The organism is Catenuloplanes indicus (assembly GCF_030813715.1).
GTDB classification, from domain to species: Bacteria; Actinomycetota; Actinomycetes; order Mycobacteriales; family Micromonosporaceae; genus Catenuloplanes; species Catenuloplanes indicus.
This window is the reverse complement of sequence record NZ_JAUSUZ010000001.1, coordinates 8,592,449-8,616,114: the sequence shown is the minus strand read 5'-3', so window position 1 is coordinate 8,616,114 and position 23,666 is coordinate 8,592,449. Positions and strand designations below refer to the sequence as shown.

Sequence of the window (23,666 nt, the reverse complement as noted above, 5' to 3'; positions counted from 1 at the left end):
TCAACCTTTCTTCACGCGCAGCGGCGTGGGCGGTGTTTCGATCGGGGGCAGGCCGCCGTGGTAGCGGCCGATCGGCACGACCATGGGTGTGCCGGAGACCGGGTCGGGGACGACGCGGCTGGCCAGGCCGAAGACGTCGGCTACCGTGCTCTCGGTGATCACGTCCGCCGGCACGCCCTCCGCGACCAGGTCGCCGCCCTTCATGACGATCAGGTGGTGCGCGTACCGTGCGGCGAGGTTCAGGTCGTGCAGGACGAGCACGAGCGTCACCCCGTCCCGGCGGTTCAGGTCGGTGAGCAGGTCGAGCACCTCGACCTGGTGGGTGACGTCGAGGAACGTGGTCGGCTCGTCCAGCAGCAGGATGCCGGTGCGCTGGGCGAGCGCCATCGCGATCCAGACCCGCTGCCGCTGCCCGCCGGAGAGTTCGTCGACCGCGCGGTCGGCCAGCTCGGCCGTGCCGGTGGCGAGCAGCGCGGCCGCGACCGCCTCGTCGTCGGAGTCGCTCCACCGGTCGAAGAAGCGGTGGTGCGGGTAGCGTCCGCGGCCGACCAGGTCGGCGACGCGCATGCCGTCCGGCGCGACCGGCTGCTGCGGCAGGATGCCGAGGCGCAGCGCGACCGCGCGGGTGGACATCCGGTGGACGTCGTGGCCGTCCAGCACGACCCGGCCGTGCGACGGGTGCAGCAGCCGGGCCAGGCCGCGCAGCAGCGTGGACTTGCCGCACGCGTTCGGGCCGACGATGACGGTGATCTGTCCCGGCGGGACGCGCACGGACAGCGTCCGGACGACCGCGCGGTCCCCGTAGCCGAGCGTCACCTCGTGGGCGTGCAAGCCTTCAGCCACCCCGGCCCTCCCGGTTCGCGCTGGCCAGCTGCCAGAGCAGGAACGGCGCGCCGACCGCGCCGGTGACCACGCCGACCGGCAGCGCGCGGTCGCCGAGCAGGCGCTGCGCGACCAGGTCGGACGCGACCATGACCACCGCCCCGACCAGCGCGGCCGGGACCAGCGCGAGCGTGCGCTCGCCGACCAGCCGGCGCGCGATCGGCCCGGCCACGAACGCCACGAACGGCACCGGCCCAGCCGCCGCGGTCGCGAACGCGGCCAGCGCCACGCCGGTGACCAGCACGGACAGTCGCAGCGTCTCCACGCGCGCGCCGAGCCCGCGCGCGGTCTCGTCGCCGAAGCCGAGCACGCGCAGTCCACGGGCCAGTGCCAGCGCGACCGGCAGCAGCACCGCGACGCCGGCCAGCAGCGGCCAGACGTGCTCGTAGGAGCGGGCGTTCAGGCTGCCGGTCAGCCACACCAGGGCCTGCTGGGCGCTGGTCACGTCCGCGCGCGACATCACATAGGAGACGGCGCTGCTGAGCACCGCGCCGACGCCGATGCCGACCAGCACCAGCCGGTAGCCGCTGACGCCGCGCCGCCAGGCGAGCAGGTAGATCAGCGCCGCGGTGGCCAGTGCCCCGGCAAAGGCACTGGCCGAGACCGCGGCGCCGACCACGCCGAGGACCACCGTGCAGGTGACCGCGGCGGCGCTGGCGCCCATCGTGACGCCGATGACGTCCGGGCTGGCCAGCGGATTGTGCACCAGGGTCTGGAAGAGCGCGCCGGACAACCCGAACGCGGCACCGGCGAGCAGCGCCACCAGCACGCGCGGCAGGCGCACGTCCATGATGACGAACGTGTCCCGCCGCGTGCCCTGACCGGTCAGCGTGTCGAGCACGCCGGTGACCGGGATCCGGAACGCACCCGTCGACAGCGCGAGACAGAACAACACCACGGCTGACGCCGCCAGGATCAACGACACCGCCACGGTACGGGTGGCGCCTCGTCGCCGTACCCTCGTGATCTGGATCTTGGTCCGGTGCAGCGTGCTGGTCATAGCTGCGCCAGGTCTCGGCGGCGGACGAGCGCGACGAAGACCGGCGCGCCGATCACGGCGGTGACGATGCCGACCTGGATCTCGCCGGGGCGCGCGACGACCCGGCCGAGCACGTCCGCGGCCAGCAGCAGCGCGGGCGCGAGCACGGCCGAGTAGGGCAGGATCCACCGGTAGTCCGGACCGGTCAGCATGCGCGCGACGTGCGGCACGGTCAGGCCGACGAACGCGACCGGCCCGGCCAGTGCGGTCGCGGTGCCGCACAGCACCACCACGCACAGCGCGCCGATCGCGCGGGCGGCGCCGATCCGCTGGCCGAGCGCGCGGGCCACGTCGTCGCCGAGCGCGAGCGCGTTCAGCAGCCGGCCGCACGGGATCGCGACGACCGCGCCGGCGATCAGGAACGGCAGCGCCTGGCCGATCAGTGCGGCGTCCCGGCCGGCCAGCGAGCCGACCTGCCAGAGGCGCATGCGGTCGAACGCGTCCGAGTCGGTGAGCACGATCGCGGTGGTGACCGAGGCGAGCGCGGCGCTGACCGCGGCGCCGGAGAGCGCAAGCTTGACCGGCGTGGCGCGGTCCCGGCCGAGCGCGCCGATGCCGTAGACGATCAGTGCCGTGAGCGTGGCGCCGGCGAAGCCGAACCACACGTACCCGGTCAGGCCGGTTATCCCGAACACGCTGATGCCGATGACCAGCAGCAGCGCCGCGCCCGCGTTGATGCCGAGCAGTCCCGGGTCGGCGAGCGCGTTGCGGGTCAGGCCCTGCATGACCGCACCGGCCACGCCGAGCGCGGCGCCGACCAGCAGCCCGGCCGCGGTACGCGGCAACCGGAGCGTGTGGATCACCAGATGGTCCGGGTCGTCCGGCCGGTAGTGCAGCAGCGCGTCGATCAGGACCTGCGGCGGGATCGACTTCGCGCCGACCGCCACGCTGAGCACGGTGGCCAGCGCGAGCAGCCCGAGTGCGCCGAGCAGGCCGGGAAGCAGGAGTGCCGCGGGACGGACCCGGGTCGTACCGACCGCTGTCACTTCCCGCCCCTCAGTAGTGAGATCAAAACTCAGGACAGGCTAACCTAACCTCACTCGGGTCGGAAGAACCCCCCACAGAGGAGCCTCGCCATGACCGTGACGAGCCGTGCGCTGTCCGCGGAGGTGGTCGCGAACCGCCGCCTGACCCCGCACCTGACCAGGATCACCGTCACCGGGCCGGACCTGCACGGCTTCGGTTACGACGGCCCCGACCACCTGGTCCGCATCTTCCTGGCCCCGGCCCCGGACGTGCCGCTCACGCTGCCGGACTCGCCGGACGGGTGGTGGCCCGCGCTCAAGGCGATGCCCGAGGAGGTACGCCCGGTCGTGCGCAACTACACGGTCCGCCGCTTCGACGCCGACCGCCGCGAACTCGACATCGACTTCGTCCTGCACGGCGACGGCGGCCCGGCCTCCGCCTGGGCGCACAAGGCCGCGCCCGGCGACCGGATCGGCGTGCTCAGCGACGGCGCGGAGTACGCGCCGCCCGCGGACACCGACTGGCAGCTGTTCGCCGGCGACGAGACCGCGCTCCCCGCGATCGCCGCCGCGATCGAGTCCCTTCCGCACGACGCGACCGGCCTGGCGCTAATCGAATGCGGCGGCACACCCTGCGAGATCCCGATCGCCGCACCGCCCGGCGTCACCGTCCACTGGCTGCACCGCAACGGCGACGAGCCGGGCACCAGCAGCGTGATCATCGACACGCTGCGCGCGCTGGAACTGCCGCCGGGCAATCCCTACGCCTTCATCGCCGGCGAATCGACCATGGTCACCACGGTCCGCCGCCACCTCTGCACCGACCTCGCCATCGCCAAGAGCCGGGTCTACTTCTGCGGCTACTGGCGCCGCACCTCCGCCTGACCCGGTCAGTCGTTCGGGTAGGGCGGGGTAGCCATCAGCGGCACGCAGTGATTACGTCAAACGATGAATCACGTCGCCGGGGCCGTGGGCGTGCGGGATGATCGGGCGCATGGGGGCGAAGCGGGACAAGTTGAGCGTGGCTGGGGTGGTGGGGGCGCTCGGGGTGGTGTTCGGGGACATCGGGACCAGCCCGATCTACACGCTGCAGACGGTGTTCAATCCGGCGGACCCGCATCCGGTGCCGCTGACGGAGGAGAACCTGTTCGGCGTGGTGTCGACGATCTTCTGGTCGGTGATGCTGATCGTGACGCTGACCTACGTCACGCTCGTCATGCGGATCAACAACGACGGTGAGGGCGGCATCATGGCCCTGATCACGCTGTTGCGGCGCGGTGAGGCGGCCCGGGGGCGGAAGACCGCGGTGGCGCTGGCCGTGCTGGGGCTGTTCGGGGCCGCGCTGTTCTTCGGGGACAGCATGATCACGCCGGCCATCTCGGTGCTGTCCGCGGTCGAAGGGGTGAAGGTCGTCTCGCCGGGGCTGGAGGAGCTGATCATCCCGATCACCGCGGTGATCATCGTGGTGTTGTTCGCGGTGCAGCGGTTCGGCACGAACGCGGTCGGGCGGCTGTTCGGGCCGATCACGATCTCCTGGTTCCTGGCGATCGGCATCTGCGGGCTCGGCGGGATCGCGCAGCGACCGGACATCCTCCGGGCGCTCTCCCCCACGTACGCGATCGGGTTCCTGGCCGGGCACTTCCACATCGCGTTCTTCGCGCTCGCCGCGATCGTGCTCGCGGTCACCGGCGCGGAGGCGCTGTACGCGGACATGGGGCACTTCGGGCGGCGCGCGATCGCGTTCGGGTGGCTCGGGCTGGTGCTGCCGGCCAGCACGCTCAGCTACCTCGGGCAGGGTGCGCTGCTGCTCGCCGATCCGGGCACGCTGTCCAGCCCGTTCTTCCTGCTCGTGCCGGGGTGGGGGCGGCTGCCGATGGTGCTGCTGGCGACCGCGGCCACGGTGATCGCGGCCCAGGCGGTGATCACCGGGGCGTACTCGGTGGCGAACCAGGCCGGGCAGCTCGGCTACCTGCCGCGACTGCGGGTGGCGCACACGTCGGAGTCGACGATGGGCCAGATCTACGTACCGTGGATCAATTGGGTCCTGATGGTCTCGGTGCTGACGCTGGTGTTCGCGTTCCGCAGTTCGGCCGCGCTGGCGTACGCGTTCGGCATGGCCGTCGTCGGCACGATCACCATCACCACGCTGCTGTTCTTCTACCTCGCACACACCCGCTGGGGCGTGCCCGCCTGGCTGGCCGCGACCGGCGCGACGCTGCTGATCGCGGTGGACCTGCTGTTCGTCGGCGCGAACCTGACCAAGCTGGTGCACGGCGCGTGGCTGCCGCTGATCATCGGGCTGATCGCGTTCACGGTGATGACCACCTGGCAGCGCGGCCGGCAGATCGTCACCGCGGAACGCGACCGGGCCGAGGGGCCGCTGCGCGAGTTCGTCGCGGAGCTGCACGCGCGCCGGCCGGTCCGGGTGCCCGGCACCGCGGTGTTCCTGAACCGCGGCAAGCAGACCGCGCCGCTGGCGTTACGCGCGAACGTGGAGCACAACCGGGTGCTGCACGAGAAGGTGGTGATCCTGTCGATCCAGACGCTGCCGGTGCCGCGGGTGCCGGACGCCGAGCGCATCGAGATCGACGACCTCGGCGCCGTCGGAGAGGGGATCACGCACGTGAACGTGCGCTTCGGCTACATCGAGAAGCCGGACGTGCCCGCGGTGCTGCGGCTGATCACGGCGGACCGGACCGAGGTCGACGACGCGTCGTACTTCCTGTCGAAGATCGAACTGGTCCGCGGCCCGGCGCACACCATGGCCGCGTGGCGCAAACGCCTGTTCATCGCCACCGCCCACATCACCGCGGACGCGGCCGAGTACTTCGGCCTCCCCCGCCACCGTACGGTGATCATGGGTTCCCGGATCGAGGTGTGAGGTCTCCGTCCGCGATGAAGCCTCCTCCCGCCTGGCAGGTGGGTCCGCACCTCTGGCACAGTGTGCCGTAGTCGACGAGTGGAGCGTCGCCCGGCATGAAAAACGATCGAATGACGGGTATGGCGCGGCTGTGGACGGCACATCGCGATGCTGCCTTCCCTGACCGGTTGCGGTCCGTGGACATAGCGGGTATCGAGATGGTGATGCTCGATGCGGACGTCGCTGGCTGCATCAGCACCTGGCTGAACGATGGTGGCAACATCGACGACCGGTGGTGGGATGTCCTCGCGGCGCGCGAGCGAGATCTCGAGCGGGTTGTGCCGGAGCTGTCGGGCGATGAGGCCGCCTACTTTCAGAGACTGCTTGATATGACGGTGTCGGTCCTTGACTCCTCGGGCGAACTACCGCCCGGCTAATGAGAGTGGCGCACTCTTCTGCCGCCGTTCGTGCGCGGCGTGACGTCGAGGATGTCTCAGCAGCGGGTGCGCGCTCACGCTGATGCGCTGATACGGCACTCGCTCAGCGGAACTCTGTGCACGATCCCATGCCGAGTTCGGCCAGGAACGATATGACAGCGTCAAGGTCGTCGACGACGACGAGGACGTTGTCCATCCGCTGGATCGTCATGCTGGGCCTCCTTGGTGTCGTGCGGCCACGGTGGTCGAATCCACCTCCGAGACGGAGCCGTCAGGCCGTTCTCGACATCCTTCGCAACGTACTTTTCGTGGCCTTTGACGCCAGGGTCACGTGCGCGGATCTACCGCCGATCGAGCCTGGTTCAGGCACGAGGACCACGGCCGCCCACGGAGGTAAGGGCGAGGCGGGTACGGGCGTCAACTGAACCTCCACATGAAGACCCACCGCGGCGCACTGGCACACGGGTCGACGCCGACGCCTTCCGGCGGCCAGGTTTCCCGGCCGCGGCGGTTTCATTTATTACCGCGCTCTTACCGGTGGCTCCCACAGCTAACAACAAACGACGGACGTCGATAAGTTTTCCGTGCGTGACGATCGGTTACGCAGCCAACGGGAGGAGTATCGGTGAGGAGCATGCTTGCCTCGACCGGCATCATCGCTGTGGTGCTGGGATTGGCGGCCGGAGTGCCGACGGCCGCGCAGGGCGCGCCGTCCGGAGGCGATCGGGTGCCCGACCGCGCCGCCGCGCTGGCCCGGGCCGAACAAGCCGTGTCGGCGCACCGAGCGGCGATCAAGGGCGTAGACGGCGAGAAGTACATTGCCGGGCGGGTCATCATCGACGCCTCGGGCGCCTCCCATACCCGCTATCAGCGGACGTATCGGGGCCTGCCGGTGCGGGGCGGTGACTTCGTCGTGCACAGCGACGCGGCCGGGCGGTTCGCCGGAGCGGACGTGGCGCAGCCGGATGCGATCTCGTTGCCGTCCATCACTCCGAAGAAGACCGCAGGGCAGGCCGCCGACGCGGCCAAGCAGGGGTTCGAGGGCACCCTGACGGGGGTGCTCGGCAGCACGCTGATCGTGGACGCCGTACCGACTCCGCGGCTCGCCTGGCAGGTGCGGCTGTCCGGAACACGTGCGGACGGCCAGACCCCGAGCAAGGAGAACGTCATCGTCGACGCCCACACGGGCGCCGTGCTCCAGCGCTGGGATGACGTACGCGTGTTCATCCCGTCCGAGCAGCTCACGGCAGCGGCGGCGGCACCGGGGCCGGTGGCGCGCGCAGCCGCCGGCGTGCCGGCAAAGGGTTCCGGCCTCGGCATCTTCAACGGAGCCGTACCGCTCGACACCAAGCCGGGTTCGGGGGGCAGCTTCGCGCTGACGGATCCGTCCCGGGGCGACAACGACACCTGCACGTTCGGCAACAACACCAACCTGTGCAGCACCCTGTGGGACGCCGACAACGCCTGGGGCAACGGGACGCAGTCGGACCGCAACTCGGCCGGTGTCGATGCGCACTACGGTGCCGCACAGACCTGGGACTACTTCAGGACCGTCCACCGACGCACCGGCATCCGTGGCGACGGCAAGGGCGTCCGGGCGCGAGTCCACTACGGCTGGAACTACACCAATGCCTTCTGGGACGGGACGAACGTGACGTTCGGCGACGGCCGGGACAACGCCAACCCGTTGGTGGCGCTCGACGTGGTCGCCCACGAACTCAGCCACGGGCTGACCGATTCGCTCGCCGGCCTGGAGTACAACGACGACGCGGGCGGCCTCAACGAGGCGACCAGTGACATCTTCGGCTCGATGGTCGAGTTCGCCGCCAACAACGTCAACGACCCCGGTGACTACGACATCGGCGAGGAGATCAACCTGTTCGGCGACGGCCGGCCGTTGCGTTACATGTACCAGCCCAGCCTGGACGGCCGATCCTTCGACTGTTACCAGTTCCCCTGGCCGGACTACGATCCGCATTACACCTCGGGTCCGGGAAACCACTTCTTCTACCTGCTCGCGGAGGGCTCGTCCGGCGGACCGAAGCCGAGCCCGACCTGCGACGGCTCCACCGTCACCGGCATCGGCCGGGAACGGGCGGCGAGGATCTGGTTCCGTGCCCTCGACGCGCACTTCACCAGCACCGAGTCGTACCGCAAGGCCCGGCAGGACACGCTCAAGGCCGCTGCGGACCTGTACGGCACGTGCAACGACGAGTACCGGGCCGTGCAGGCCGCCTGGTCCGCGGTGAACGTCTCCGGCTCCGACGCCGTGTGCACCGGTCCGGGCGATCCGCCGCCGGGAGAGCTGCCGCCGGTGGAGAGCAACTACTTCTCGAACACGAACCGCATCGTCATCCCCGACGGCCCGATCGGCGAGGCCGAGTCGCCGATCACCGTCACCGATCAGCCGACGTCGCCTCGCGATCTGAAGGTCAAGGTCCTGATCTACCACGGCGAGCCGCGCGACCTGGTCGTGGACGTGATCGCCCCGGACGGCACGGTCTACAACGTCCATAATCGCGGGTACGGATACTACGACAGCATCGACAAGACGTACGTCCTGGACGTGTCGTCGAAGCAACCGAACGGCGTCTGGAAGCTCCGCGTCCGCGACAGGAGTTCCCGGGACACCGGCTCGATCGCGTCCTGGTCGCTGCAATTCTGACGCTGTTGCATCGCTGAGCGCCGGGCCGCGATCTCGCCGAGGTCGCGGCCCTCAGCGGGTGACCGGACGGCATGACCTCCCCGACGCCCGACGGCACACCACGCCGGCCGGACTGCGGCGGCGGCTCCGGTCAGTCGGAGGGCGTCGGTGGCCAGCCGAGCAGGCGGGCGCCGAGGACGGCGGCGTGCAGCGTGAAGCGCTGGGTGGGTTCGCCCGGGTGGTAGCCGGTGATCGCCCGGATGCGGTCGAGGCGGTAGGTGACCGCGCGCACGGACAGGTGCATCTGCCGTGCCGTGGCCGCGTGGTTGCCCTGGTTGTCGAAGAGCACGGAGAGCGTCTCCAGGTACGGCCGGGCACCGCCGCGCGCGGTCTCCAGTGGGCCGAGGACCGTGGCGACCAGGTCGGTGATCGCGTCCCGGTCGCGCAGCAGCACCGGGAAGACGAGTAGGTCGGCCGCGTGCAGCACGGGCGCGGTGAAGCCCAGCGCGGCCGCGTGGTCGAGCGTGCCGCGGGCCTCGTCCAGCGATCGGGCCAGCCCGGTCAGGCCTCGGTGGGCGCGGCCGACCGCGATCTGCCAGCGGCCGGCACCGAGCGTGCCGAGGAGCTGGTGGGCGAGTTCGGCCGCGATGCCGCGCAGGCCGCCGGCACTGATGCAGACCAGGTCGCCGTCGCGCAGCGTGGTCAGCGTGTTGCCCTCACCGAACCGGTCGGCGAGCGCGGCGTCGATCCGGTGCACGACGTCGATACCGATGCCGGGTGACCGGGCGATCAGGACCACGTGCGTGGCGGAGAGCCGGATGCCGTAGCGGCCGGCCCGCTCGGCCAGCCCGCCCTGGTCTGCACGGCCGGTGAGCAGGTCGTTGACGAACGCGGTGCGGTCCCGGTCGTACCGGCTGAGTTCGGCTCTGGTCTGATCGGTGTATCCGTCGAGGATCGCGGCGATCAGCACCCGGATCGTGTCCAGCAGCGTGCCGGCCCGCGCGTGTGCGGCGCCGGCCGCCAGGCCCGCGGTCGGATGCCAGTGCAGTGTGGCGGCGCGGAGCACGCCGTCGACGAGCTGCGGCAGCCGCAGGCCGGCGTCGGCGGCGTGCGCACCGAGCGATGCGGCCGCGCGGTCCCGTTCCACACCGGCCGGCATCGCCAGCAGCGCCGCGCACCCCGCGGCGAGACGGTCCGCGCCGTCCCCCGGCTGTCCCGGCAGAGACGTTCCGGTAGCGGGCGGCGAGGCGAGCCGGTCGTCGTCAGACACCGACGTCACGGCGATCGAACAGCAGCACGCCGGCCGCGGCGGTGACCGCGCCGACCGCCACGAGCACCAGCAGTTCCGCCACATGCCAGCCGGTACCCAGCGGGTCGGTGCCGATGAAGTAGTGGAACGGCGACAGCCACCGCATCCAGGCCGTCCCGTCGATCACGCCACTGAGCGCGTGCGCCATGTACGTCGCGACCGCGATCGCGCCGGTGACGGCGAGGACCGGCCCGCGCCGGCCGGTGACCGCGCCGGCCAGGAAGGCGATCCCGGTGAAGCACCACACCAGCGCGACCAGCCCGGCACCGGCCGCGGCCACGTGGGACAGCGGGATGTCCATGCCGATCACCGGCACCACGACCAGCAGCACCAGACCGGGCAGCGCCGCGACGAGCGTGGCGGCGGCCGTGGACGCGGCCAGGCGCTGCACGGCGAACGCGACCCGGGACACCGGGTTGGCCAGCAGCAGCTCCATGCCGCCGTCCTCCTCCGGCCCGGCGATCGTCCGCACGGTCAACGTCACCGCACACATGATCACCAGCAGCGGCCCGAGCAGGCTGAACACGCTGGCCTGCAGATATCCGGCCGGGGAGAGCAGGTCGGCGACGCCGAGGAACTCCAGCACCTCCCGCGGCAGCGCGTCCTGCTTGAACTCGGCCGTACCCTGGAAGCTCGCGAAGAAGCCGGAGTAGACCGCGGTGAACACGGCCACGCCCGCGGCCCAGCCGAGCACCGCGCGGCGGTCGTCCCGCCAGGTCTTACGCACCAGTGCGGGCAGCATCGCCGGCTCCTTCGGAGTGGTAGTAGTACGACAGGAACGTCTCCTCGAGGTCCGGCTCCGCCGACAGCAGGTCGACCACGTCGTGCCGGGCTGCCGCCTTGATCAGCGGGTCCAGCCGGCCGTCCACGGTGCAGGTCAGCACCGGGCCGGACACCAGCACGTCGGTGACGCCGGGCAGCGCGGCGAACTCGGCCGCGTCCACCGGATCCGCGAAATGGATCTCGACGGTGCGGACCGCGCGCCGGCCCAGCGACTCGACCCGCTCGACCGCGGCCAGCCGCCCGGCGCGCACGATCGCCACCCGGTCCGCCGCGTGCTGCACCTCGGCCAGCACGTGCGAGGACATCAGCACGGTCTGCCCGTCGGTGCGCGCGTCGCGTACCAGCGCCAGGAACTCCTGCTGCATCAGCGGGTCGAGCCCGCTGGTCGGCTCGTCCAGGATCAGCAGCGCGGGCCGGTGCATGAACGCCTGCACCAAACCGACCTTCTGCTTGTTGCCCTTGCTCATCGCGTGCACCGGGCGGGACACGTCCAGCTCGAGCCGGTCGGCCAGCTCGGTCACCCGGGACCAGGCGACGCCGCCGCGGGCCGCGGCGAAGAACCGGAGGAGTTCGTCGGCCCGCCCGCGCCCGGGGAAGGCCAGCTCGCCGGGGAGATATCCGACGCGGCGGTACAGCGCGGCCCGGTCCCGGCGCGGGTCGAGCCCGAGCACGGTGACGCGCCCCCGGGTCGGGCGCAGATAGTCCAGCAGCAACCGGATGGAGGTGGTCTTCCCGGCCCCGTTCGGCCCGAGGAAACCCAGCACCTCACCGGCCCGGACCTCCAGGTCGAGGTCCTCGATGCCGCGATCGCCGCCGTAGAACTTGGTCAGTCCCTCCGCGCGGATCGCGATGTCGGTCGTCATGCCCACATCCTCGCGGCGGGCGCCGCGGTGTTCCAGGCACGAACCCGGCCGAGTCACGTCCCGCGAATTGCCGGAACACGGCAGGGACCACGGCCACGGGGGGTACGCCAGGGGCCCGGCGGATCGCCGGGCCCCTGGCGTCGCGTACCGGTCAGAGGTAGTTGATGTGCAGGTGGTTGTCGTGGTTCGGGTAGTCGATGGTCAGACCCTCGCTGATCAGGGTCGGGTCGTTGAAGTAGATGCTCTCGATCCGCCCGGTGGCCCGGATCCGCTGCACCAGCAGCCGGGTGGCCGCCCGGTCGTAGGTGGACGACTGCCAGGTGATCCGCCCGGCCGTGCACTGTGCCGAGTCAGTGCGGATCGGCCACACGTCGACGTCCAGCCCGGTCTCGTGCGTGCTGTGACCGGGGATGTCGCCGCCGTGCTCGAAACTGACGTCGCCCAGCGGCAGCTGCCCGTTGCCGCTGCCGGCGAACGACGCGGCGGCCGCCTCCAGCGAGCCGATCGCGGCGCCGGTCCCCCAGTTCGCGGTGCCGTTGCCGTCCGGGTCCTTGTCGCACATGTCGGCCAGCGACGGGTAGGCGTAGTGCCAGACCAGGTTCTGCCAGGTGGCCGGCCCGACGATGCCGTCGGCGGCGATGCCGGCGTGGTTCTGGAACGCGACCACGGCCGCGTGGGTGCCGGAGCCGAAGTCACCGTCGACCGTGAGCGACAGCCGCCGCTTCTTGTTCAGCAGCGTCTGCACCGCGCGGACCGCCGGGCCGTTGTCGCCCTGGCGGACAGTGACGACGAGCGCGCCCCAGGTCTGCGGGCCGACGATGCCGTCGGCGGTCAGCCCACGCGCGCTCTGGAACGCGCGCACGGCGGTGGTCGTGCCGGCGCCGAAGACGCCGTCGGTGTCGGTCGCGTGGCCGCGCGCCGTCAGCAGGTACTGCACGGCCTGGGTGTCGACGCCACGGTTGCCCTGGCGCTGGGTGTGGAAGAACGCGCCGGGGAACGCCTCGGCCCGCTGCGCCGGGCCGGCGAGCACGACGCCGCCGAGCGCCACGGTGACCGCGACGGCCAGGCGGAGCAGCAGGGATCCGGTCGATGTCCGGGTGTGCACGTGGTGACCTCCTCGCCGGGACCCCGCGACGGCGCGGTCCCGATCGTTGCGGTGGTGCGGGATCAGAAGCAGTCCGGCGCGGACCAGCTGCGGGTCGGCTTCGCGGCCAGGTGGGTGTGGTCGTCGTGGCCGGCGGCGCCGGGGCCGATGATCTCGGCGAAGCCCGCGGTCCGGGCCTGCCGCGCGATGGTGCACAGGCTCGGCGTGCCGGTGAAGTCGAGCGCGTCACCGTACGTGTGCCGGCTGCCGGTGGCACCGCCCACCCGCCGGTTGCAGTCCACGCTGCGGAACCCGGACGTGACGACCAGCGGCGCGTCGTCGAGCTGGCGCCGCAGCGCCTCGGCCCGCCACATCGACCTGATCAGGTTCTCCCGCACCTGCGCGGCCGGCACCGCACCGCCCTGCAGGCTGGCCTGGCTGCCGCACGTCGACGACTGCGTGACCTCGGCGAACGTGAAGTGGATCGGGCTGCAGTCGTCGTCCTGCAGGGCGTAGATCTGGTTGACGGTCTGCGGGCCGGCGACGCCGTCGGCACCCAGGCCGTACGCGGCCTGGAACTTGCGCACCGCGGCCGTGGTCCGCGGGCCGAAGTCGCCGTCGATGGACAGCACCTCGCCGGAGTCGGTCCAGCCCGCGACGCGTATCTGCAGTTGCGTGACGTCGTCGCCGGTCATGCCCTCGCGCAGCGTGCGGCTCCAGGTGTAGCACCCGTCGGCCTGGGCCGGACCCGCCAGCATCACGTTCACCGTGGCGGTCGCGGAGACCATCATGAACAGCGCCATGAACAGGCGGAACACCTTCTGTCTCGTCATCCGGACTACTCCCCGTGGCTCCGGTGGCCCGCGGTGCGGGCCGCGAGCCACCACAGTGTCGAGGGAGCGGACGAGCGTCAATGTCGATCGGCGCATACGACGGAAATATCCGTACCGTGAATGATCGGCACGCCGTCGTTGCCAACACCGCCGGCCGCACTTATGTTCGTGCGAGAAAATTACTTGGTCAACCGGCGCTCATTCCGGGCCGACGACGCCGATCGCCACCAGGTAGCCGGCCGTCGGCCCGCCCCGCGGCCGGAGCACCACCTGGTCGGACATCCGGTGTGCGAGCTGGTTCCACCGGCTGATGCCGGGCGGCAGATCGCCGGCCACCACGGCCAGCCCCGCCTCCCCGCCGAACCCGGCCAGCCCGGTGCGCAGCCACGGGTGGCGGTGCTCGGTGGCGTGCACGCTGTCCGCCACGACCAGCATGCGCCGCGCACCGGGATGCTCGCCCGCACCGGCCATCGCCCACCAGCGGCGCAGGCTCGACACGGCGAACCCGGCCGTCTCCCGGTCGCCGCCGACCGGCACCCGGTGCCGCCGGTCGGCGAGGCCCACCGTCGCACCGTCCGCACCGGTGGCCTCCGGGATGCCGCCGCGCCACGCGACCAGGCTGACCACCGGCTCACCGGCGTCGACGAAGGCCGCGGCCTGGTCGTCCAGGCGGCGGAAGCGGCGCTCGCGCTCCCCGTCCGGCCAGCCGCCGTGGCCGCCGCGGCTCGGCGCGGCCGGACGGCGGAATCCGCCGGCCTCGAGCAACCGGCGCACCGTCCAGGTCGAGACCGGATGCCCGGCGGCCCGGAGCGCGTCCGCCAGCCAGCGCACCGACCGGGTCGTCCACCGCAACGGCGACCGCGCGGCGTCCCGCGGCTCCATCAGGTCCCACAGCGCGCGTTCCAGACCGTCGTCGGCCTCGACCGCGGTACGCCGCCCGGCGCCGGGGGCGCGGACCCGGCCCGGCGGCTCGGCCCGGCCGTCCAGCTCGTCCACGCCCCGGGCCACGGTCTTGCGGTTGACCCCGGCCGCGCGGGCCACCACGGCGATGCCGCCCCGGCCCAGCCGCCGCGCCTGCGCGCCCATCACCAGCCGGCGCTGTCGCTCGTCCAGATGCCCGGCCAGCTCGGCGAACATGCCGGCCAGCGGGTCCTCCGCGGACTTCTCCGACACTCCCATCCCGCTCTCCCCCGTCTCGTCACACGTCGTGCGGTGATGAGTAGAACCGGCCGTCCGGGAATGCGCGACGGACGACACCAAATCGTCATGCGCAGTTCCGCGCGCACCGAATTCCCGGCTACCCAAAAGCGGGCAATAGCGCCGAATTATCTGCACTATTGCCATCGAATCGCACAAATCTACATGGCGTAGGCGGGTGTATGGTCTGCCGCATGACGGGGGAGGTCATGCGTGAATGTCCCGTGCGCGCTGCCCGGACTCCGTCGTGCCACGCTCGCCGACCTGAGCCGGAGGAGATCCGATGCGACTCGTCCCCGTCCTTCGCCGCGGCGCGGTCACGGCCGCCGCGGCCACGCTGGCCGTGCTGGTCGCGGCGGTCCCGGCCGCCGCGGTGCCGCCCACCACGCCGGTGTTCGGCGCCGCGATCGACGCTCACGCGGCCTACGACCCGCAGACCACCTGCGACCCGGTGGCCAAGCCGGGCACGCTCGGCTTCCGCGAGCTGGCGCTGCGGACCTACCCGGCCACCGGCGACTCGGGCATCGTCCGCGCGTGCAGCGCCGCCGAGGTCACCGAGCATAAGGAGGGCCGGGCCTGGGACTGGACGATCAACGCGAACAACAGCGCGGACCACGCCCGCGCGGACGAGCTGCTGGCCTGGCTGCTCGCCACCGACGCGCACGGCAACCAGCACGCGAACGCGCGGCGGCTGGGGATCATGTACATCATCTTCGACGGCCGCATCTGGTCCGCGTACCGGGCGAGCGAGGGCTGGCGGACGTACACCGGCAGCAACCCGCACACCGATCACGTGCACTTCAGCTTCAGCCGGGCCGGCGCGCTCAAGCAGACGACCTGGTGGACGGCGGCCGACCAGCCCGCCTCCTGGCCCCGGCTGGAGCGCGGCGCGACCGGCGTGAACGTGCAGGTGCTGCAGCACCTGCTGAACGCGTCCGGCCAGACGCTGACCGTGGACGGCGCGTTCGGGGCGGCGACCGAGACCGCGGTCCGGTCGTTCCAGTCCGCCAACGGCGCGACCGCGGACGGGATCGTCGGCATGGTCACCTGGTCCAGGCTGCTGCGCCAGGTGCAGACCGGCGACCAGGGCAGCGCGGTGCGGGCCGCGCAGGTCGCGCTGAACCGGTCCGGCGCGGCACTGACCGTGGACGGCGCGTTCGGCCCGGCGACCCAGGCCGCGGTGACGTCGTTCCAGTCCGCCCACGACCGGACGGCCACCGGCGTGGTCGACCCCGCCCTCTGGCAACTGCTGATCGCCGGAATCGGCTGATCCGTGATCCGTTGGCGGCGGGCCTGGAGCGATCCGGGCCCGCCGCACCTCAGTGGCCGGAGTGGCCCGGGTTCTCCATCGGGTGGCCGGCCTGGTGCTCGATCTTCAGGACCTCGGCCGGCATCACGACGAACGGGCGCATCATGCCCATGTCCTCGTGGTCGCGCATGTGGCAGTGGTGCAGGAAGCGGCCACTGTGCGCGAAGTGGGCGGTTACCGTGACCGCCTCGCCGTTGTTGACCGAGACCACGTCCTTCCAGCCGGCGTCGGACGCGGCGGCCGGGAGAGTCTCGCGGTACTCGATCGGGGCCACCGTGCCCCCGCCGACCGTGCGGCCGGCGTCGTCCAGGATGAACTCCCACTTCTCCGCCACGTCGTAGGAATGGCGGTGCTTGACCGTGAAGTGGGTGGCGTGCACGTGCTGCGGGTGCGGCCAGCCGCCGACGTCCAGGTTGATCCAGGTCCAGTCCTCCCAGTCGCCGGTCCGCACCATGAACCGGGCCGGGTCGTGGAAGCCGCGGGCCACCCGCCGGTACGTCCGCACGCCGCCGTCCGGGCCCTTGACCTGCACGATGCCGTCGACCGGGAACGGGCCGGCCGGCGCCTCGGTCTCCACCATCTCCCACTGCTCGATCTGGCCGGTGCCGAGCGGCGGGAACATGATCATGCGCTGGGCCGCGGCGGTGCCGGGCTTCGGCAGCTTCGCGTCGAGCGTGGCCGGTGGCTTCCAGCCGGCGCCCCGGCCGCTGCCGACCCGGAACTGCATGACCTGCGGCCACGGCCCCGGGTCGTAGTCCGCGTTCTTCAGGATCAGCTTCTTGCCCTTGAACGCGGAGAAGTCGATCAGGATGTCGGCGCGCTCGGCCGCGAGCACGCTCACCGTCCCGGCGTCGACCGGCGCGGCGAGCAGGCCGCCGTCCGTACCGATGAGTTTGATCGCCGTCTCCGGCACCGCGGTGCCGTCCTCCAGCGTCAGCTGCAGGTGGTACGGGCGGACGTTGGACACGTTCGCCACCCGGAACCGGTACCAGCGCGGCTCGACGTCCAGGTGCGGCCAGATCACGCCGTTGACCGTGGTGAACGGCCCGGAGAAGCTGGTCGCCAGCAGTTCCGGCTCGGTCGCGTACATGACCGTCTTGTACAGCTGGAACGGCGTGAGCTTCCCGGCGCCGTCGGTGTCGAAGTTACGGTCGCAGAGCAGCAGCGGGATCTCGTACTTCCCGGACGGCAGCCCGAGCCGGTCCTCGGTGGCGTCGCGGATCAGGTAGAGGCCGCTGAGCCCGGCGATGGTGTTCCATCGGGAGATCGGCATGGCGTGGTCGTGGTACCACAGCGCGGTGCCGCGCTGGTCGTTGGCGTACTCGGCGACCTGCGCCTGACCGGGCGGGATGCCGGCCTCGGGCCAGCCGTCGTTGTCCATGCCGGTCTCCGCGCCGTGCAGGTGCACGACCGTCCACGGTGGAAGGTTCGACACGTCGGTCAGCAGCGGTGCGCCGTCGGTGCCGGGGCGGTCCCAGAGCGGCGGGTCGGCCCAGGCGATCATCGGCGCGCAGGCGCGCAGCGGGATCTTCCCGGTGAGCGCGTTGACCCACCGGACCACGACCGGCTCGTCCGCGCGCACCTCGATGGTGGGACCGGGAACCGTACCGTCGAAGCCCCAGACCGTGCTCGGCCCGAGCTGCGAGTGGAACCGGTGCTTCGCCAGCCGCATCGGCACGGTCAGCTCGGCGGGCCGGCCGCCGCGGCCCCGTTCCGGGCGAAGGACCCGGGGCACGGGCAGGGCATCCCGGTACGGCGTGAGCGGCTCCGGATAGGCCGAGACCGCTCTGGCCGCCACGGCCCGGCCGGGCAGCCGCTGCTGCGCGGCGACCGGCACGGTGCGCGGCAGCGTGGGCGTGCCGTCCACCGCGAGCAGGCCGCGCACCGACTCGTTGGTCAGCAGCGCGGCGCCCGCGACACCGGTGGCGACGCCGCCGGCGAGCAACCGCCGCCGGGTGACGTGCGGGTCGGGTATCTCGGTCATGCGTACTCCTTGGGGTGGGGGTTCCCGGCGGCTGCGAGCGCGCCGGGCGTGCGGTGCGTGAAGACGTCCCGGGGGCTGACGTCCTTGGTCAGCGCGACCAGGCGGAGCGTGGCGAGGCTGTCACCGCCGAGCGCGAAGAAGTCGTCGTCGACGCCGACCCGGTCCACGCCCAGCGCCTCCGCGAACGCCGCGCAGAGCTTGTGCTCCGCGTCGGTGGCCGGTGGGCGGTACGTGGGCGCCGCCAGGTCGGGGCGCGGCAGGCGGGCCCGGTCCACCTTGCCGTTCCCGGTCAGCGGCAGACGATCCAGAACCACGAACGCCGCGGGTACGAGGAAGTCCGGCAGCCGTGCGGCCAGGTGTCCTTTCAACGCGGCCGGGTCGAGCGTCCGCCCGGCGCGCGGCACCACGTACCCGGCCAGGATCCGGCGGCCGTTGCCGAGCGTGGGCGCGGCGGCCTCGGCCTGGGCCACGTCCGGGTGGGCGGCGAGCGCGGCCTGCACCTCGCCCAGCTCGACCCGGTACCCGCGGATCTTGACCTGGTCGTCGGTGCGGCCGAGGTAGTCGATCGTGCCGTTCTCGGTCCAGCGCACCAGGTCGCCCGTGCGGTAGAGACGGCCGCCGGGCTCGAACGGGCTGGCCACGAACCGGGCCGCGGTCGCGGCCGGTGCGTCCAGATAACCGCGGGCCAGGCCGGCACCGGCCAGGTACAGCTCGCCGGGCACGCCGGGCGGCAGCACGCTCAGGTTCGCGTCCAGCACGTACGCGCGGGCGTTGTCCACCGGCCGGCCGATCACCGGCCGTTCCGCGTCCGTGGCGAACGCGGCCAGCGAGTCCACCGTGCACTCGGTCGGGCCGTAGAGGTTGACCGCGGCCAGGCCGGGCGTGTTCGCCAGGCGGCGCCACTGCTGCTCCCCCACCGCGTCGCCACCGAAGCCGATCATCGACAGCGTGTGCCGGTCCGGCTGGAACATACCGAGGTCGTCCAGCGCGGCCAGCATCGCGGGCGCGACCTCGACGAAGTCGATGCCGGACCGGTCGATCAGCTTCGCCAGCGCGGCCGGGTCGGTGCGCTGCTCCTCGTCGGCCAGGTGCACCGCGTGGCCGCTGAACAGCCACAGCTGCGGCTGCCAGGCCGCGTCGAACGCGAACGGCCAGGCGTGCGCGACCCGCAGCCGCTCCCGCCCCGCCAGCCGGACGGTCGGCTCGTGCAGGTGCCGGCGGTGGCTTCGGTAGAGGTTCGCGATCGCGGCGTGCGGGATGACCACGCCCTTCGGCGTGCCGGTGGACCCGGAGGTGTAGACCACGTACGCCGGGTGCTGCCCGCTGATCCGCGGCGCGGTGAACGGGCCGGCCGCGTCGGTGCTCAGCACCGGGCCGTCGAACGGCGGCGCGGGTACGTCCGGCGTGTGCAGCAGCGCGGCCGGGCGCGCGCCGGTCAGCAGCGTCCGGATCCGCTCGGCCGGATAGGACGGGTCGATCGGCAGGTAGGCCGCGCCGGACGCGAGCACGGCCAGCATCGCCGCCATCGCCTCCGGCGTGCGGGAGCCGAGCACGGCGACGCGGTCCTCCGGCCCGACGCCGTGTCGTTGCAGCGCACCGGCGATCCGGTCGACGGCCACGCCGGTCTCGGCGAACGTCCACGTGGTGCCGCCGAGCACCAGCGCGGGTGCGTCCGGCCGGCTGCGCACGCACGCGGCGAACAGGTCCGGCAGCAGCTGCTCCGCGCCGGCCGTGGACGTGTCGTTCCAGCCGGTCAGGACCAGCTCACGTTCGGCCGGGCCGGCCGAGGGCAGCGCGGCCAGCGGGGCGTCCGGGGCGGCCACGATCGCGGCGAGCACGGCCAGCAGGCGGTCGCCGAGCCGGGCCGCGGCGTCCGCGGTGAACAGATCCGGGCGGTACTCCAGGATCAGGTCCAGTCCGGTGCCGGGCAGCACGGTCAGCGTCAGCGGGTAGTGCGTGACCGACTCACCGGCCAGCGCCGCGACGTCGAGGCCGGCCGCGCGCTCGGCCGCGTGCAGCGCGTCCTCGTCGACCGGGAAGCTCTCGAAGACCAGCAGCGTGTCGAACAGTTCCCGCCGGCCGGACCAGCGCAGCACGTCCGCGAGCCCGGCGTGCCGGTGCTCCAGCAGCGCCGCGGCCTCGGCCTGGACCCGCCGCAGCGCGCCGGCGACCGTCTCCGCGCGCGGCAGGCGGACCCGGACCGGCACCGTGTTGATCAGCAGCCCGAGCGTGGCCTCGGCGTCCGGGAAACCGGCGTCGCGGCCGGAGACGGTGGCGCCGAAGACCACGTCGTCGCGCCCGGTCGCGCGGGCCAGCACGGTGGCCCAGGCCAGTTGCAGCACCGTGTTCAGCGTGACGCCGGTGCGGCGGGCCAGCGCGGTCAGCGCCTCGGCCCGGCCCGCGGGCAGGGCCAGCGGCAACAGGTCGGCGCCGCCGCCGTCCGGGCGAGCAGCGGCGGCCGGGCCGGCCAGCAGCGTGGGGCCGGGCAGGCCGTCGAGCGCGTCCCGCCAGGCGCGGGCGGCGGCCGCGCGGTCGCGGGTGGCGAGCCAGCGCAGGTGGGCGCGGTGGCCGCCGGCCGGCGTGTCCGGCTCCAGCCCGGCGTAGGTCGCAAAGATCTCCCGCACCAGCAGCGGTACGGACCAGCCGTCCAGGATCAGGTGATGGTTCGTGACCGTGAACCGGTGCTCGCCGTCGGCGACGCGGTCCAGCGCGAAGCGGATCAGCGGGGGTGCGCCGAGGTCGAAGCGCCGGTCCGGCCCGTTCCACTCCGGCTCCGAGCCGCCCGGCGCGGTCCGTACGATCTGCACCGGTTCGCCGTCGTGGTGGACGAAACTCGCGCGCAACGCGGGATGCCGGGCGATCACGCGGCGGGCCGCGTCGCGCAGCCGCTCCTCGTCGACCGGCCCGCGCAGCCGCAGCCGCAGCCGCATCGTGTAGACGTCCGGTGCCTCCCGGTCGTACCCGGCGAGGAAGAACATGCCGGCCTGCAACGGCGTCAGCGGCAGCACGTCCTCGACCCGGGGATCGTCGCGCAGCGCCGCATGCCGGTCCCGGAACGCCCGCAGCGCCGCCTCGCCGTCGTCCACGCCGTCCTCGCCGTGGTGACGGGCGATCGCGGCCAGCGCGGCCACGGTCCGGTGCTCGAAGACGTCCCGGGGCCGCAGCGGCAGACCGGCCTCGCGCGCGCGGTTGACCAGCCGGATCGACAGGATGCTGTCGCCGCCCAGCTCGGTGAAGCCGTCGTGCACGCCCACCTCCGGCAGGCCGAGCACGTCCGCGAAGATCCGGGCCAGTGCGCGCTCGTCCGGCGTGCGTGGCCGTCCGGTGCCGGTCAGCGCGGCCGGATCCGGCTTCGGCAGCTCGCGCCGGGCGACCTTCCCGGTCGGTGTCATCGGCAGCCGCTCCAGCACCACCATGATCGACGGCAGCTGGTGCTCGGCGAGCCGCCCGGCCGCATGGGCACGGACCGCGGTCAGGTCGATCCGCGCGCCGCTCGCACCGGCATCCCCGGTTCCGGCGGGGCGGGCCCCGCCCCCGGAACCCGCGGTGTGGCCGGAACCCGGCGCGAGATAGGCCGTCAGGCGGCCGTCGTGGACGGTGACCGCGGCCGCGCTGACACCGGGCGCGGTGGCGAGCACGGACTCGATCTCGGCCGGTTCGATGCGGTGGCCGCGCACCTTGACCTGCTCGTCGGTGCGGCCGAGGTGGTCGAGACCGCCGTCGGCGCGGCGCCGCACCAGGTCGCCGGTGCGGTAGAGGCGGGCGCCGGGCACGAACGGGTGCGCCACGAACCGGTCCGCGGTCGCGGCGGGCGCACGCAGGTAGCCGCGGGCCAGGCCGGCGCCGGACAGGTACAGCTCACCGACGCCCCCGACCGGCACCGGGCGCAGCCAGGCGTCGAGCACGTACGCCGCGGTGCCGGTGATCGGCGTGCCGAGGTGCGGGTCCCGGCGCGCGTCGGCCAGGTAGGTGCTGTCGCCGCTGGCCTCGGAACAGCCGTACAGGTTGACCACGCGCGCGGTCAGGCCGTCGGTGTGCGCGCGGGTGAGCGGTTCACCGCTGGAGATCCACAGGTTGACCGAGCCGAGCCGGCCGCGGCCGTGCTCCGCCAGCGCCCGCAGCAGCGTCGGTACGGCCGTGAGCCGGGTGATCCGGTGCCGCTCGATCAGGTCGATGAGCGCGAGCGGGTCGCGGCGGTCGTCCCGGCCGGCCAGCACCACCGGCACGTGCGCGGCCAGCGCGCCGAGCAGTTCGGTCGAGCCGTCGACGAAGCCGATCGAGCTCTTGGCCAGCACGACGTCGCCGGGCGTGGCTGGCTCGGCCGCCAGCATCCACCTCAGCCGGGCGGCCAGACCGCCGCGGGTGCCGATCACGGCCTTCGGCGTGCCGGTGGACCCGGAGGTGAACAGCACGTAGGCGGCATGGTCCGGGTCCACGGTGACCGGTTTCGGCGCCGCGTCCGGCAGCGGCGCGGTGACGTCGAGCTGCGGGACGTCGTACGGCAGCTCACCGGTCGTCAGCAGCAGATCGGGACGCGCCGTGTCGATCATGTGGCGGAGCCGGGCCGGCGGATGATCGAGGTCGAGCGGCAGGTAGGCCGCGCCGGTCCGTAGCACCGCGAGCAGCCCGGCCACCAGCTCCGGGCGGTAGCCGGTGGCGAGCCCGACGACGGATTCCGGCCCGATCCCGCGGTGCTGCAACGCCGCCGCGAGCCGATCGGCGCGGTCCCTGAGGTCACCCGCGCTGATGCCGGCCCCGTCGCAGACGAGCGCGGTGGCGGCCGGATCCGCGGGCCTCAGCAGCGCGGACAGGTCCTCCGGGAGCGCCGCGCCGACCGCGGCACGGGCATCCGCGGACGGGAGCCCGCCCGCCCGCCGCACGGTTGCGGCCGGCGCGGTCGTGACCGGCGACCGGTCGTGGTCGTCGAGCGTGGTGACCGCGCCGGTGCGTACCGCCGGATCGTCGATGATCTGGGTCAGGACGCGCAGCAGGCGGTCGAGGAGCGCGGCGGCGCCGGGCGTGCCGTCGCGGTACTTCAGTTCCAGCCGGAGCCGGCCGGCGCCGGGCGCGGCCGTGAGCATCACCGGATAGTGCGATCCGTCATGTCCCTCGACCGACTCCACGGTCAGCCGGCCGTCTGACTCGTCAGTCCGTTCCACGCCCGGGAACGTCTGGACCACGAGCAGGCTGTCGAACAGCTCGCCCTGCCCGGCCGCGTTCAGGATCGCGGGCAGGTCCAGCCACGCGTGCTCGCGCAGCGCGGCCTGCGCGGCCTGGTGGCGCCGGAGCAGGTCCGCGAACGGCTCCGCCGGGCGCAGCCGGGCCCGCACCGGGACCGTGTTCAGGAACAGCCCGATCATCCCGTCGGCGCCGGGCAGCTCCGCCGGACGGCCGGACACGGCCTGACCGGTGACCACGTCCGGCCCGCCACCGGCCGCGGCCAGCACGGTCAGCCAGGCGCACTGCAGGACCGTATT

At 72.8% G+C, this 23,666-nt stretch carries 16 protein-coding genes (1 of these 16 cut by a window edge); 5 read left to right on the top strand and 11 right to left on the bottom strand.

The window, feature by feature from the left end; all coding sequences use genetic code 11:
• The 3 genes from J2S42_RS38595 to J2S42_RS38585 are packed head-to-tail and all read right to left on the bottom strand — an operon-like array spanning window position 1 to window position 2,835.
• Window positions 1–843, bottom strand: a complete 843-nt coding sequence (locus tag J2S42_RS38595; RefSeq protein ID WP_370879348.1) for an ABC transporter ATP-binding protein — start codon at window positions 841–843, stop codon at window positions 1–3.
• On the bottom strand, window positions 836–1,882 hold the full coding sequence (locus tag J2S42_RS38590) for a FecCD family ABC transporter permease (RefSeq protein ID WP_307247512.1): 1,047 nt from the start codon (window positions 1,880–1,882) through the stop codon (window positions 836–838). The genes J2S42_RS38595 and J2S42_RS38590 overlap by 8 nt, the downstream gene beginning before the upstream one ends.
• Window positions 1,879–2,835: a FecCD family ABC transporter permease gene (locus J2S42_RS38585; protein WP_370879468.1), complete on the bottom strand. Its 957-nt coding sequence runs from the start codon at window positions 2,833–2,835 to the stop codon at window positions 1,879–1,881. The genes J2S42_RS38590 and J2S42_RS38585 overlap by 4 nt, the downstream gene beginning before the upstream one ends.
• 162 nt (window positions 2,836–2,997) lie before the next feature.
• On the opposite strand from J2S42_RS38585, the gene J2S42_RS38580 reads away from it, so the two are divergent.
• The 4 genes from J2S42_RS38580 to J2S42_RS38565 all read left to right on the top strand — a co-directional run bounded on the left by J2S42_RS38580 (window position 2,998) and on the right by J2S42_RS38565 (window position 8,848).
• Window positions 2,998–3,771 (top strand): siderophore-interacting protein, encoded by a 774-nt coding sequence (locus tag J2S42_RS38580; protein ID WP_307247510.1) that lies wholly within the window; start codon window positions 2,998–3,000, stop codon window positions 3,769–3,771.
• A gap of 109 nt (window positions 3,772–3,880) precedes the next feature.
• On the top strand, window positions 3,881–5,767 hold the full coding sequence (locus J2S42_RS38575; protein ID WP_307247508.1) for a potassium transporter Kup: 1,887 nt from the start codon (window positions 3,881–3,883) through the stop codon (window positions 5,765–5,767).
• Window positions 5,768–5,862: 95 nt separating this feature from the next.
• The gene (locus tag J2S42_RS38570) at window positions 5,863–6,183 is read left to right on the top strand and encodes a hypothetical protein (protein WP_307247506.1); all 321 of its coding nucleotides are present in this window, start codon (window positions 5,863–5,865) and stop codon (window positions 6,181–6,183) included.
• Window positions 6,184–6,817: 634 nt separating this feature from the next.
• Entirely contained in the window at window positions 6,818–8,848 is a 2,031-nt protein-coding gene (locus tag J2S42_RS38565; protein WP_307249267.1) for a M4 family metallopeptidase, read from the top strand.
• 130 nt (window positions 8,849–8,978) lie between these two features.
• Here J2S42_RS38565 and J2S42_RS38560 read toward each other — a convergent pair whose 3' ends face one another.
• The 6 genes from J2S42_RS38560 to J2S42_RS38535 form a co-directional block, all read right to left on the bottom strand.
• Window positions 8,979–10,097 (bottom strand): PucR family transcriptional regulator, encoded by a 1,119-nt coding sequence (locus J2S42_RS38560; RefSeq protein WP_307247504.1) that lies wholly within the window; start codon window positions 10,095–10,097, stop codon window positions 8,979–8,981.
• Window positions 10,090–10,878, bottom strand: a complete 789-nt coding sequence (locus J2S42_RS38555; RefSeq protein WP_307247503.1) for an efflux permease Rv1217c-related protein — start codon at window positions 10,876–10,878, stop codon at window positions 10,090–10,092. The genes J2S42_RS38560 and J2S42_RS38555 overlap by 8 nt, the downstream gene beginning before the upstream one ends.
• Window positions 10,856–11,782 carry an ABC transporter ATP-binding protein gene (locus tag J2S42_RS38550; RefSeq protein WP_307247501.1) on the bottom strand — a complete coding sequence of 309 codons (927 nt, stop codon included), beginning with the start codon at window positions 11,780–11,782 and terminating at the stop codon, window positions 10,856–10,858. Before J2S42_RS38550 ends, J2S42_RS38555 begins: the two co-directional genes overlap by 23 nt.
• A gap of 151 nt (window positions 11,783–11,933) precedes the next feature.
• Entirely contained in the window at window positions 11,934–12,887 is a 954-nt protein-coding gene (locus J2S42_RS38545; protein WP_307247499.1) for a penicillin-insensitive murein endopeptidase, read from the bottom strand.
• A 62-nt stretch (window positions 12,888–12,949) separates the two neighbouring features.
• Window positions 12,950–13,699, bottom strand: coding sequence for a D-Ala-D-Ala carboxypeptidase family metallohydrolase (locus J2S42_RS38540; RefSeq protein WP_307247497.1), 750 nt, complete (start codon window positions 13,697–13,699; stop codon window positions 12,950–12,952).
• Window positions 13,700–13,897: 198 nt separating this feature from the next.
• On the bottom strand, window positions 13,898–14,878 hold the full coding sequence (locus J2S42_RS38535; protein ID WP_307247495.1) for an ISAzo13-like element transposase-related protein: 981 nt from the start codon (window positions 14,876–14,878) through the stop codon (window positions 13,898–13,900).
• 301 nt (window positions 14,879–15,179) lie between these two features.
• Between J2S42_RS38535 and J2S42_RS38530 the strand changes: the two genes are divergently transcribed.
• The gene (locus J2S42_RS38530) at window positions 15,180–16,166 is read left to right on the top strand and encodes a peptidoglycan-binding domain-containing protein (protein ID WP_307247493.1); all 987 of its coding nucleotides are present in this window, start codon (window positions 15,180–15,182) and stop codon (window positions 16,164–16,166) included.
• Between the two features lie 49 nt (window positions 16,167–16,215).
• On the opposite strand, the gene J2S42_RS38525 is transcribed toward J2S42_RS38530, so the two are convergent.
• Both J2S42_RS38525 and J2S42_RS38520 read right to left on the bottom strand, forming a co-directional pair.
• Window positions 16,216–18,189 (bottom strand): multicopper oxidase family protein, encoded by a 1,974-nt coding sequence (locus tag J2S42_RS38525; RefSeq protein WP_307247490.1) that lies wholly within the window; start codon window positions 18,187–18,189, stop codon window positions 16,216–16,218.
• On the bottom strand, window positions 18,186–23,666 hold the 3' portion of the coding sequence (locus J2S42_RS38520) for a non-ribosomal peptide synthetase (protein ID WP_307247488.1). Its footprint extends 720 nt past the window's final position; only the last 5,481 of its 6,201 coding nucleotides appear in the window; the start codon falls outside the window, past its right edge; the stop codon is at window positions 18,186–18,188. The genes J2S42_RS38525 and J2S42_RS38520 overlap by 4 nt, the downstream gene beginning before the upstream one ends.